Origin of the sequence: Sphingopyxis sp. SE2 (genome assembly GCF_032227185.1) — a bacterium.
Taxonomy (GTDB): domain Bacteria; phylum Pseudomonadota; class Alphaproteobacteria; order Sphingomonadales; family Sphingomonadaceae; genus Sphingopyxis.
Genome location: NZ_JAPMXW010000001.1, coordinates 241,315 through 254,077 on the forward strand (window position 1 = coordinate 241,315; position 12,763 = coordinate 254,077).

At 65.6% G+C, this 12,763-nt stretch carries 8 protein-coding genes; 3 read left to right on the plus strand and 5 right to left on the minus strand.

The features are described from left to right. Nucleotides 1-292 precede the first annotated feature (292 nt). Together katG and OVY29_RS01065 are read left to right on the plus strand one after the other, a co-directional pair. Nucleotides 293-2,494 carry a catalase/peroxidase HPI gene (gene katG, locus OVY29_RS01060; protein ID WP_037556707.1) on the plus strand — a complete coding sequence of 734 codons (2,202 nt, stop codon included), beginning with the start codon at nucleotides 293-295 and terminating at the stop codon, nucleotides 2,492-2,494. A 251-nt stretch (nucleotides 2,495-2,745) separates the two neighbouring features. Next, nucleotides 2,746-3,330, plus strand: coding sequence for an inner membrane-spanning protein YciB (locus tag OVY29_RS01065; RefSeq protein ID WP_037556708.1), 585 nt, complete (start codon nucleotides 2,746-2,748; stop codon nucleotides 3,328-3,330). Here OVY29_RS01065 and OVY29_RS01070 read toward each other — a convergent pair whose 3' ends face one another. Next, complete coding sequence (locus OVY29_RS01070; protein WP_037556709.1) at nucleotides 3,331-4,578, minus strand: aspartate kinase; 1,248 nt, start codon at nucleotides 4,576-4,578, stop codon at nucleotides 3,331-3,333. Between the two features lie 221 nt (nucleotides 4,579-4,799). Between OVY29_RS01070 and ubiG the strand changes: the two genes are divergently transcribed. Next, complete coding sequence (gene ubiG / locus OVY29_RS01075; RefSeq protein ID WP_037556710.1) at nucleotides 4,800-5,525, plus strand: bifunctional 2-polyprenyl-6-hydroxyphenol methylase/3-demethylubiquinol 3-O-methyltransferase UbiG; 726 nt, start codon at nucleotides 4,800-4,802, stop codon at nucleotides 5,523-5,525. A gap of 107 nt (nucleotides 5,526-5,632) precedes the next feature. Here ubiG and OVY29_RS01080 read toward each other — a convergent pair whose 3' ends face one another. From OVY29_RS01080 to OVY29_RS01095, 4 genes are all read right to left on the minus strand, one after another. Beyond that, on the minus strand, nucleotides 5,633-6,304 hold the full coding sequence (locus tag OVY29_RS01080; protein ID WP_037556711.1) for a glutathione S-transferase family protein: 672 nt from the start codon (nucleotides 6,302-6,304) through the stop codon (nucleotides 5,633-5,635). Nucleotides 6,305-6,382: 78 nt separating this feature from the next. Next, entirely contained in the window at nucleotides 6,383-6,808 is a 426-nt protein-coding gene (locus tag OVY29_RS01085) for a hypothetical protein (RefSeq protein WP_037556712.1), read from the minus strand. 221 nt (nucleotides 6,809-7,029) lie between these two features. Then, entirely contained in the window at nucleotides 7,030-11,559 is a 4,530-nt protein-coding gene (gltB, locus tag OVY29_RS01090) for a glutamate synthase large subunit (RefSeq protein ID WP_037556713.1), read from the minus strand. A gap of 27 nt (nucleotides 11,560-11,586) precedes the next feature. Further along, nucleotides 11,587-12,747, minus strand: coding sequence for a DUF2059 domain-containing protein (locus OVY29_RS01095; RefSeq protein ID WP_313910657.1), 1,161 nt, complete (start codon nucleotides 12,745-12,747; stop codon nucleotides 11,587-11,589). Nucleotides 12,748-12,763 lie beyond the last annotated feature (16 nt).

The window sequence follows — 12,763 nt, forward strand, 5'->3', positions numbered from 1 at the left end:
AGATGTTCCTCCCTGTAGCCGGGGCGTGGCGGGGGCGGGACGGGCGCCCTTCGTCCGGGCAACTCTCGCGCGTTTGATCGGTTCATTCGATGACTGAATTCAGCTTATTCGGTTATGTCGATGGGGAAGCGCGGCATATCCTTCCCCGGTCAGAACGAAAGGATGGCGCCATCGACTCGACGCCCGCCCATGCCGGCCGTCCGCCAGCGACCCCCGTCGCTCGCGTCATACGCGCGCCATTCCGCGGCGCCACGATCCGGCATTCCATAACAGATAAACGAGGAGAGACTGCATGAACGATCCGACCCCCATCGACCCCGCCGGCGGTTGCCCCGTCCACCAGCCCGGGGGCGTTCGCGCGCTGCTCGGCCGCACCAACAAGGATTGGTGGCCCGACATGCTGGCGACCGAAATCCTTAATCCCAATGGCCCGTCGAACCCGATGGGCGAGGATTTCGACTATGCCAAGGCGTTCAAGTCGCTCGACTATCAAGCGCTGAAGGACGATCTCACCGCGCTGATGACCGACAGCCAGCCCTGGTGGCCCGCCGACTATGGTCATTACGGCCCCTTCTTCATCCGCATGGCGTGGCACGCCGCGGGCACCTATCGCACCGCGGACGGCCGCGGCGGCGCCAACAGCGGGCAGCAGCGTTTCGCGCCGCTCGACAGCTGGCCCGACAATGGCAATCTCGACAAGGCGCGCCGCCTCCTTTGGCCGATCAAGCAGAAATATGGCAACAAGATCAGCTGGGCCGACCTGTTCATCCTTGCGGGCAATGTCGCGATCGAAAGCATGGGCGGGCCGGTGTTCGGCTTCGGCGGCGGCCGCGTCGACGTCTATGAACCCGAACGCGACATTTATTGGGGCAGCGAAGACAAATGGGTCAATCAGGGCGTCCAGACGCGCATCGACCCGGCCAAGGGAATGGAAACGATCGAAGGTCCGCTCGCCGCGATCCAGATGGGCCTGATCTACGTCAACCCCGAAGGCCCCGGCGGCAATCCGCACGACGACGAAGGCATGGCGCGCGATATGAAGGAAACCTTCAAGCGCATGGCGATGAACGACGAGGAAACTGTCGCACTCACCGCCGGCGGCCACACCTTCGGCAAGGCGCATGGCAATGGCGACGCCTCGCTGCTGGGCGCGGCGCCCGCGGGCGGCGATCTTGCTGCGCTGGGCTTTGGCTGGGTCAGCAGCCACGAAAGCGGCGGCATCGGCGAACATACCGTCACCAGCGGCATCGAAGGCGCATGGACCAACACCCCGCGTGAGTGGACGGAGAATTATTTCCGCCTGCTGTTCGACTATGACTATGAGCTGGTGAAATCGCCCGCGGGCGCGAACCAGTGGCAGCCGATCAACCAGAAAGAGGAGGATATGGCCCCGGCGGCGTGGGATCCGAACATCAAGGTTCCGACGATGATGACCACCGCCGACATGGCGCTGAAGCGCGATCCGGCGTACCGCAAGATCAGCGAGAAGTTCCGCGACGATCATGAGGCGTTCCGCGACGCTTTCGCGCGCGCCTGGTTCAAGCTGACCCACCGCGACATGGGGCCCAAGATCCGCTACCTCGGCCCTGAAGTCCCCACCGAGGATCTGATCTGGCAGGACCCGATCCCCGCGGGTTCGACGCCGTCGGACGCCGAGGTGAAGGCGGTGAAGGACAAGATCGCCGCGTCGGGCCTCACGGTCAGCCAGCTGATCAAGACCGCTTGGGCTTCGGCGAGCACCTATCGCAAGTCCGACTTCCGCGGCGGCGCGAACGGCGCGCGCGTCCGCCTCGCGCCACAGAAGGACTGGGAGGTCAACGAGCCCGCGATGCTCGCCAAGGTTCTGGATACGCTCGACGGACTGCGCGGTTCGATGTCGATGGCCGACGCGATCGTGCTTGGCGGCGTTGTCGGGCTTGAAAAGGCGATCAAGGACGCGGGCTTCAATGTCGCCGTCCCCTTCACCGGCGGCCGCGGCGATGCAACGGCCGAACAGACCGACGCCGACAGCTTCGCGGTGATGGAGCCCGAAGCCGATGCCTTCCGCAACTATGTCGGCAAAAAGAAGCTCGCCGTGAAGATCGAGGAAATGATGCTCGACCGCGCCTCGCTGCTCGGCCTGTCGGTGCCCGAGATGACGGTGCTGATCGGCGGCCTCCGCGTCCTCGGCGCCAACCATGGCGAGCGCGGCCACGGCCACTTCACCAAACGGTCGGGGCAACTGACGAACGACTTTTTCGTCAACCTGCTCGACATGACCAATGTGTGGAAGGCCGTCGATGGATCGGACGACCAGGAATATGTCGCGACCGACCGCAAGGGCGGCGCCGAGACCTGGCGCGCGACGCGCGCCGACCTGATCTTCGGTTCCAATTCGGAACTGCGCGCGGTGGCCGAAGTCTATGCGCAGTCCGACAATGGCGAAAAGTTCGTGCGCGACTTCGTCAAGGCGTGGACCAAGGTGATGAACGCCGACCGTTTCGACCTCGCCTGATCCGGCGCCGCCGGTCCCGCATCATGCCGCAGGACCGGCGGCGGCCGCAAAAGACGACGGGTCGCGACCCGCCCCCGGGGACATGGGCCTGGGGGCGGGTCTTGTTTTTGCGAAGGGGCGGCTTTGTAGCTGATCGCTGCGACACGACGTTTTACCGCAAACGATGTTAACAATGTCAATTTTTCCTTGACGTCGATCCGGTCTGCACGCAATGTTTACGACGATAACATTGAGTCGGAAAGGACAGGCGGATGAAAACCTTGCTCTATGCCATCGGGCCGATGCTGTTCGACTCGCTCGGCGTGCTCGTCTTCGCAGTGCTGCTGGTCGCCGGGGCGGGTATCGTTCCCGCGACGATCGCGGGTATCGTCGTCGCGCTCGGCGTCGTCGGTTACGAACTCGCACGCGGCAAAAAGGTCGCGGCGCTGCAATGGATCAGCCTGGCGTCGGTGCTCTTCACCGCGGCAGCGACCTTGTTCACCGGCGATCCGCGCTTCGTGATGGCGAAGCCGACGATCGTCTATCTGATCGTCGGCAGCGTGATGCTGCGCAAGGGCTGGCTCAACCGCTATATTCCGCCCGAGCAGCTCGCGATCGTCGGCGACGTCATGGATCGCTTCGGCATGATCTGGGCAGCGCTGATGTTCACCAGCGCGGGGCTGAACCTCGTCATCGCGCTCTTCTTCACTGCCTGGTGGCCGCTGTTCATCGGCGTCTTTCCGCTCGCGTCGAAATTCGGGCTGTTCGCGATCCACATCGCGGTGGTGCATCACATCACGCAAGCACGGCTGCGCCGCCGCGCGAGCGGCGAACTGCAGCCGTTCGCGGCGGAGTAGTTACTCGGCGTCGAGCCCGTAGGCGGTGTGCAGCACACGGACCGCGAGTTCGGTTTCGTCCTCGTCGATCAGCACGCTGACCTTGATCTCGCTGGTCGAGATCGCCTGGATGTTGATGCCGCGGTCGGCCAGCGCGCGGAACATCGTGCTCGCGACGCCCGCATGGCTCTTCATGCCGACGCCGACGACGCTGACCTTCGCGACCTTGTCGTCGCTGATGATGCGGTTGAAACCGATCTTGTCCTTCGCGCCTTCGAGCAGGTCGATCGAGCGGAGCAGGTCGACGCCCGGAACGGTGAAGGTCACGTCGGTCTCGCCCTTTTCGCGGCCGACATTCTGGATGATCATGTCGACGTTGATCCCCGCCGCGGCGAGCGGGCCGAAGATGTTCGCCACCGCGCCCGGCTTGTCGGGCACGCGCGTGACGATGATCTTCGCTTCATTCTTGTCGTGGGCGATGCCGGTGATCAGCTGCCGTTCCATCTGATGTTCCTCTATTTCCTCGTCGCTGACGATCATCGTGCCTTTGGCGGGAGCCTCGTCGCCCTCGACGAAGCTCGACAGAACCTGCACGCGCACGCCCATCTTCATCGCGAGCCCCACCGAGCGCGTCTGGAGCACCTTGGCGCCGACGCTCGCGAGTTCGAGCATTTCCTCATAGGTGACATAGTCGAGCTTGCGCGCGCGCGCGACGATGCGCGGGTCGGTGGTATAGACGCCGTCGACGTCGGTGTAGATGTCGCAGCGGTCGGCCTTCACCGCCGCCGCGACCGCGACCGCGCTGGTATCCGATCCGCCGCGCCCCAATGTCGAGACGCGCCCGTCGTCCATCATCCCCTGGAAACCGGGGATCACCGCGACCTCGCCCTTGCCCATCGCGGCGAGCAGCGCGCCGGTGTCGATGTCGAGGATGCGCGCGCGCGCATGCGCTTCCTCGGTGCGGATCGGCAGCTGCCAGCCGAGCCAGCTGCGCGCGGGGACGCCCATCGCCTGCAAGGTCAGCGCGAGCAGCCCCGATGTGATCTGTTCGCCCGCGGCGACGACGACGTCATATTCGGCGGGGTCGTAGCGCGGGTTCGCCTCGCGGCAGAAATTGACGAGCCGGTCGGTCTCGCCGGCCATCGCCGAGACGACGACCGCGACTTCGTTGCCGTTGGTGACTTCGCGCGCGACGAGTTTCGCCACGGTGCGAATCCGCTCGGTGCCCGCCATCGACGTGCCCCCGAATTTCATCACGATCCGCGCCATGTCGCCCCGCTTTCCTGAATCTGGTTTCCGCCGCGACTTTCCCAAGCATTTCCGCGGCGCTCGCGTCGTTACGGAAGGGGGAGGGCGATGGCAAGGCGGCGATGATAGCGTCGGGATATATTTTCTTGGCGAGGGGAAACCGAAACAGGGTTTTCCGTCGAATATCCATGCTGCGAGGTAATTTTCTTGCGCCGAAATGGCGGCGGTGGCAAATCGGCGGCATGAGTGCCGCCACGATCAACCCGCACGAAGCCGCCCATTTCGGCGCCCTCGCCGCCGACTGGTGGGACCCGCACGGTTCGTCGGCGATGCTGCACAAGCTCAACCCGGTGCGGCTTGCCTATATTCGCGACCGCATCGATGCCCACTGGCAGGTCGATGCGCGTGAGCGCCACGCGCTTGCCGGGCGCAGCGCGCTCGACGTCGGGTGCGGCGCGGGGCTGCTCGCCGAACCGCTCGCACGAATGGGCGCGACGGTCACCGGCGTCGATGCGGCGCCCGAAAATATTGCAGCCGCGCGCGATCATGCGGCGGGGCAGGGGCTTGCGGTCACCTATTTCGCGGGCGAACTGTCCGCGCTGCCGCCTGCGACCTTCGATCTCGTCACCTCGATGGAGGTCGTCGAGCATGTCGCCGACCCCGCGGCCTTCATCGGCGAACTCGCAGGCCGTCTCGCGCCCGGCGGGCTGATGATCCTCTCGACCCCGAACCGGACGATGCTGTCGAAACTGCTGCTCGTCGAGGCGGCCGAGCGTGTCGGCGCGGTGCCGCGCGGGACGCACGATTGGGATCAGTTTCTGAAGCCCGGGGAATTAACGGGCCTGCTCGAAGGCGCGGGGCTCGAGGTCATCGACCGCACTGGCCTCTCTCCCTCGGCCGCCAAGGGCTTCAAGCTCGGCGGCAGCGTGGCGCTCAACTATCTGGTCGCGGCGCGGTGGCCGGGCTGAAATAAGGCCGGGAAACCGTCGCCCCCGCGCAGGCGGGGGCCGCTATCGGTTTACGCGGCGCCGCCGAGCAAGGCCGCTGGCGGCCCCCGCCTGCGCGGGGGCGACGGTTAGAAGTCGACGTCTTCGTAATATTTCGGCGGCGACACGATCTCCATCCGCTCGGCGAGCAGCGGGCGGAAGCTCGGGCGCGACTTCAGCCCCGAATACCAGCCTTTGGTCTGCTCGTGCCCGGTCCAGTCGATCCCACCCAGATAGTCGGCGACCGAGATATGCGCCGCCGCAGTCAGATCGGCGAGGCTCATCGTCGCGCCGGCGAGCCAGGTGCGATGGTCGATGAGGTAATCGACATAGTCGAGATGATTGTTCGCCGCCTTCATCGCCTCGCGCAGCGCGCCGCCGTCGGGCGGCTGGCGGTGGACGATGCGCTTCTGCATCCGTTCGAACAGCAGCGGGCCGGTGACTTCATAGTAGAAGTCGTGATCGAACCATGCGGTCAGCCGGCGGATCTCGGCGCGGTTCGCCGCCGTGCCGTTGATCATCGCCTTACCTTCGACGGTTTCCTCGAAATATTCGGCGATCGCCATGCTGTCGATCAGTACCTGTCCGCGCGCCTGATCGACCATCACCGGGGTGCGGCCTGCCGGGTTCAGATCGATGAATTCGTCGCGGCGCTCCCACGGCGATTCGCGCACCAATTCGTATCCGACGCCCTTTTCGCCCAGCAAAAGGCGGACCTTGCGTGAAAAGGGACAGAGCGGGAATTGATAGAGTTGCCACATAGGCTTGGCATAGCGGCAGCGGGGCGCCACGCGCAACGGCTATGGCGCGGCCTGCCTCTGGCGATTGTGAATTAAGCGTCAGCGCCGCGCGGCGTCGCGCTCATATTCCCACTGGGCGGCAAGATCGCGCGCCATGTCCCTCAGGACCGGGGCATAAGCCGCGAGCGCCGATGCGGCATGGCCCGCCATACGCGTCGTCGCGCGGACGTCGTCGCCCATGCGTTCGGCATAATAGGGATCGCTGCCCGTCACTTCGCCCAGCGTCGCGTCGGGCGGGATATATGCGGCATCGGATTCGGGATCGATCTGTGCCACCGCCTTCGCGAGCGGCCCGACCTGCATCTGCATCAGCGCGCCGACCATCGCCGTGATCGTCTCGGCCATCCGCTCCTGCGCGACCGGATCGCTGAGCGTCGCAACGGTATCGTGCATCTCGTTGGCGGCCGCGGGCAGCGGCGCGGCGAGCGCGAGCAGGGGGAGGGCAGCGAGGGCCAGACGGGTCATGACTCGATCCTTTCGAGGGACGAGAGGAGGGCAGTAAAGCGGCATCTTTAGCCCAAAGACGCTTTCGCTAGGGTGAACGTTCCTCCCTGTCGCGAAGCGATGGGGAGGTGGCAGCGGCGTAGCCGCTGACGGAGGGGCTATGGCGCTGTCGTCGCAGCCCCTCCACCATCCGCTGCGCGGACGGTTCCCCTCCCCACGGCTTCGCCGCAGGGAGGATTGGCTTATTCCGCCGCGACGACCTCGACCTCTTCCTCGTTGAGCGAATGCGTCAGGCGGCTCAGCATTTCCTTCGGGCACACCTGCCAGAAACGCTGGCGCCAGCGGTCCCAGTCGGCGAGGATTTCGGCCGACCATTTGCTGCCGGTGGCCTTGGCATGCTCCTCGACCAGCTCCTTGAGCACCGCCTCCCAATGGCCGCTCGCGAGCCGCTGCCAGACGATCGATTCGCCGTTCACGCGGCGCTCGAACTGCTCGTCGGTGTCGAGGATGAAGGCCATGCCGCCAGTCATCCCCGCGCCGAAGTTCGAGCCCACCGGGCCGAGGATCACCGCGGTGCCACCGGTCATATATTCGCAGCCATTGGCGCCGCAGCCCTCGACGACGACATTCGCGCCCGAGTTGCGAACCGCGAAACGTTCGCCTGCCTGACCCGCCGCGAGCAAGGTGCCGGCAGTCGCGCCATAGAGCACGGTGTTGCCGACGATGCTGTTGTGCTGGCTGACGAGCGGGCTCGAGACGGTCGGGCGCACGATGATGCGCCCGCCCGACAGCCCCTTGCCGACATAGTCGTTCGCGTCGCCGAACACTTCGAGCGTCACGCCCTGGCACAGGAAGGCGCCCAAGGACTGCCCCGCGGTGCCGCGCAGGCGCACCTGCACATGGTCGTCGGCGAGTCCCTTCATGCCGAAGCGCGCGGTAACCTCGGCCGACAGTCGGGTGCCGACGGCGCGGTGCGTGTTGCGGACGTTGTAGGTCAGCTGCATACGCTCGCCGCGCTCGAACAGCGGCTTGGCGTCGCTCAAGATCTGCGCGTCGAGGCTGTCGGGCACCGGGTTGCGGAAGTTCGGCCCCTGCGAGCGGCGCTGATCGTCGGGCGCGTCGACCTTGGCGAGGATCGGATTGAGATCGAGATCGTCGAGATGCTCGGCGCCGCGGCTGACCTGCCGCAGCAATTCGGTGCGCCCGATCACTTCGTCGAGGCTCGTGACACCGAGCTTCGCCAATATCTCGCGCACTTCCTCGGCGATGAAGGTCATCAGGTTGATCACCTTCTCGGGCGACCCCGTGAACTTCTGCCGCAATTTCTCGTCCTGCGTGCAGACGCCGACCGGGCAGGTGTTCGAATGGCACTGGCGCACCATGATGCAGCCCATCGCGACGAGGCTCAGCGTGCCGATGCCGAACTCTTCGGCGCCCAGAATGGCCGCGATCACGATGTCGCGCCCCGTCTTGAGCCCGCCGTCGGTGCGCAGGCGGATGCGGTGGCGGAGGCCGTTCAAGGTCAGCACCTGATTGACCTCGCTCAGCCCCATTTCCCACGGCGTGCCGGCATATTTGACGCTTGTCTGCGGCGACGCCCCGGTGCCGCCGGTGTTGCCCGCGACGAGGATCACGTCGGCATGCGCCTTCGCGACGCCCGCAGCCACGGTGCCGATCCCCGCCGAGCTGACGAGCTTCACGCAAACGCGCGCCTTCGGATTGATCTGCTTCAAATCATAGATTAGCTGCGCCAGATCCTCGATCGAATAGATGTCGTGGTGCGGCGGCGGCGAAATCAGCGTCACGCCGGGCGTCGCGTGGCGCAGCCGCGCGATGAACTCGGTGACCTTGAAGCCCGGAAGCTGGCCGCCCTCGCCCGGCTTGGCGCCCTGTGCGACCTTGATCTCGATCTCGTCGCACGCGCCGAGATATTCGGCGGTGACGCCGAAGCGGCCGCTTGCGATCTGCTTGATGTTGCTGTTGGCGTTGTCGCCATTGGCATAGGGGCGGTAACGTTCGCTCGCCTCGCCGCCTTCGCCCGACACCGCCTTGGCGCCGATGCGGTTCATCGCAATCGCCAGCGTCTCATGCGCCTCGGGCGACAGCGCGCCGAGCGACATCCCCGGCGTGACGAAACGCTTGCGAATTTCGGTGATCGCCTCGACGCTGTCGAGCGCGACGCCCTGCGCCGGATAGTTGAACTCCATCAGGTCGCGGAGGTAAATCGGCGGCAGGTCGGCGACCCCGCGCGCGAATTGCAGATAGGTCGAGTAACTGTCGGTCGCGACCGCGGTTTGCAGCAAGTGCATCAGCTGCGCCGAATAGGCATGCGCCTCGCCCCCCGCGCGCTGGCGATAGAAACCGCCGATGGGAAGGGTGGTGACGCGCCCGTCGAACGCCGCCTCATGCTTCTCGGTCGCGTTGATGAACAGCGATTGATAGCCTTCGCCCGAAATCTTCGCCGGCATGCCGGGGAAGAGATCGTTGACGAGCGCGCGGCTGAGACCCACCGCCTCGAAATTATAACCGCCGCGATAGGAGGAGATCACCGCGATCCCCATCTTGGCTAGGATCTTGAGCAAGCCATCGTCGATCGCCTTGCGGAAACGCTGGCGGCATTCGTCGAGGCTCAATTCGCCGAACAGCCCGCGCGCCTGCCGGTCGGCGATCGCCGCTTCGGCCAGATAGGCGTGGACGGTCGTCGCGCCGACCCCGACGAGCACGGCAAAGGCGTGGGTGTCGAGCACTTCGGCCGAGCGTACATTGATCGAGGCATAGCTGCGCAGCCCCTTGCGCACGAGGTGCGTGTGGACGGCGGCGGCGGCGAGCACCATCGCCATGCCGACGCGGCCTGCGCCGATGCTCTGGTCGGTCAGAAACAGCTCGCTACGCCCCGCGCGCACCGCATCCTCGGCCTCGCGGCGGACGCGCGCGATCGCCTCGCGCAGCGTCGAGGCGTCGCCGCCTGCCGCAAACGTGCAGTCGATGTCGGCGACCGCATCGCCGAAATAGGCACGCAGTCGATCCCAGTCGTCGCCGACGAGCACGGGGCTGTCGATCACGAGGACGTGATCGCTCTGGCCCTTTTCGTCGAGGATGTTCGCCAGGTTTGCGAAACGCGTCTTCAGGCTCATAACATGCCGTTCGCGCAGACTGTCGATCGGTGGATTGGTGACCTGGCTGAAATTCTGGCGAAAGAATTGCGCGACGTGACGCGGCTTGTCGGAGATGACCGCGAGCGGCGTGTCGTCGCCCATCGATCCGATCGCTTCCTTGGCGTCCTCGACCATGGGGCTGAGGATCAGTTCCATATCCTCCATCGTCAGCCCGGCGGCGACCTGACGGCGGAGCAGTTCCTGACGATCCCACGCGGGCAGGCTAGACTTGCCGCCCTTGGGCAGGTCGGCCATCGTGCGGAAACCCTTGACGCGCGAGGCATAGTCGGCGGCGTCGGCGATCTTGTCCTTGATCGCGAGATCTTCATAAAGCGTGCCGTCGTCGAGATCGACCGCAATCATCTGGCCGGGGCCAAGGCGGCCCTTCTTGCGCACGCTCGCTTCGGGCAGCAGCACCATCCCGCTTTCGGACCCGACGACGAGGAGATTGTCGGCGGTCAGCGTGTAGCGCAGCGGGCGGAGCGCATTGCGATCCATGCCCGCAACCGCCCAGCGGCCGTCGGTCATCGCGAGCGCGGCGGGCCCGTCCCACGGCTCCATGACGCTGGCGAGGTACGAGTACATCGCGCGGTGGTTGTCGGGGACGTCGCATTCGGTGGTCCACGCCTCGGGCACGAGGATCAGCTTCGCGGTCGGCGCGTCGCGCCCGGCGCGGCACAGCGCCTCGAACACCGCGTCGAGCGCGGCGGTGTCCGATGCGCCCGCGGGGATAACCGGCTTGATGTCTTCCGAATGCTCGCCGAACGCGAGGCTCGCCATCTTGATCTCGTGGCTCTTCATCCAGTTCTTGTTGCCGCGGATCGTGTTGATCTCGCCATTGTGGGCGAGGCAGCGGAACGGCTGTGCCAGCCACCATTGCGGGAAGGTGTTGGTCGAATAACGCTGGTGGAAAATCGCGACGCGGCTTTCGAACAGCTTGTTCGTGAGGTCGGGGAAGAAGTCGGCAAGGCTCTCGGCAAGGAACAGCCCCTTGTAGATGATCGAGCGCGCCGACAGGCTGCAGATGTAAAAGTCGGCGATCTGTGCCGCGATCACCTTTTTCTCGATCCGGCGGCGGACGAGATAAAGCTGCTTTTCGAACTCAGCGACCGTCTGCTCGTCGGGCAGGGGGCCCGCGATCATGATCTGCTCGATCTCGGGGCGCGTGCGCTGCGCCTTGTCGCCGATCACCGACACGTCGACCGGCACCTGCCGCCAGCCATAGATGGTGAAACCCGCGTCGATGATCTCGGCCTCGACGATCGTGCGGCACTCCTCCTGCGCGCCAAGGTCGGTGCGCGGCAGGAAGACCATGCCGACCGCAAGGCGGTTCGGGCGTACCCGGTGCCCCGACGCCGCGATCGCATCGTCGAAGAAGCGCACGGGCAGGTCGACATGGATGCCCGCCCCATCCCCGGTCTTGCCGTCGGCATCGACCGCGCCGCGGTGCCAGACTGCGCGCAGCGCCTCGATCGCCGCCTCGACGACGCGGCGCGACGGCTTGCCGTCGGTCGCCGCGACCATGCCGACGCCGCAGGCATCGGATTCGAGGTCGGGGCGATACATGCCTTCGGCTTCGAGCCGCGCGTGATCGGGGGTGGGATAGTGGGTCATCATCTTCGTCCTGACGGGATAGGCTGACGCCTATTCGGAGGGGGTCTTGTCCAATCGCTCGCGCGCCTTTTCGACGGCGGCGGCTTCGGCTTCGATATAGGCGGCTTCCAGTTCCTCGACGCGCTTGCGATCGGCTTCGGACCAGTTGCTGCGATCATATGCGGTGGCTTCGACCGCGACGGCGGCGTCAGCTGCGGCCTCGGCCGCATCGGCCGCCGCTTCCGCGGTGGCGACATCGGCGGCGGCGTCGACCGCATAATCGTCGGCGGCTTCGGCCGCGACCGCGTCGGTCGCTTCCATGTCGGTCTTCCACATGTCGCGCTGTTCCTTCAGCACGCTGACATCGACCTTCATCAGCTTGGCGAGCTTGCCGAGTTCCTTGTCGTCGAAGTCCGAAAGCTGCTTTTCCTTGGGCAGCTCCTTCAGATCCTTCTCGATCTCGGGGGCGCGGTCGATGAATTTGGTCACCAGCGGCGGCACCGCCTTGATCACCGCGACCATCACTTCGGGATCGGCCTGCAACGCCATCCATTCGCTGGCGTAGAGATTGCCCGTCGGCGTCGCGAGGAAGCTGTTGAGGTCGGTGAGCTGCGCGCCGGTGAACTTGCGCGCATAGGCCTTGGCCAGCCCTTCGCGCATCGGCGGCTCCATATCGGCCAGCACTTCGCTGATCAGCGGCTTGATCACGCGGTTGATCTGCTCGTCGCGTTCCTTGCGATGCGGGTCGAACATGTCGGCGACCTTGCCCTTGGTCGCTTCGTCGAGCTTCGCGATCTGGTCGGTTTCGACGCCGGTCTTGATCGAAAGCAGCAGGTCCGACTGACCGCCGAACTCGCCCATGATCGTCTTGAACATCTTGCCGTACAGATTGTCGACCATCTTTTCGATGCTGCCGGCCGGGATCAGCGCGGCGGTCGTCTGCTGCGCGAGCGTCAGGCGCGCCGGGTCGATCGGCGGCAGGTCGCTCGTGTCGAACATTTTTTCAATGAGCGCGATCGCCTCGTCCATTTCCTTCTGCATCTTGGCCTTCGCCTCGGCGGCGGCAGCCTCGCTGTCGAACGGCGTCTCGCTACCGTCTTCGGCGGCGACGACTTCGGCTTCGGGCGCTTCCTGCTGCGCTGCATGGGCGGATATGCCCAGCGGCAGCATCGCCACGGCACCGGCAAGCAGGATCGATTTGAACGACGGCATCATAATTTCCTTCCCC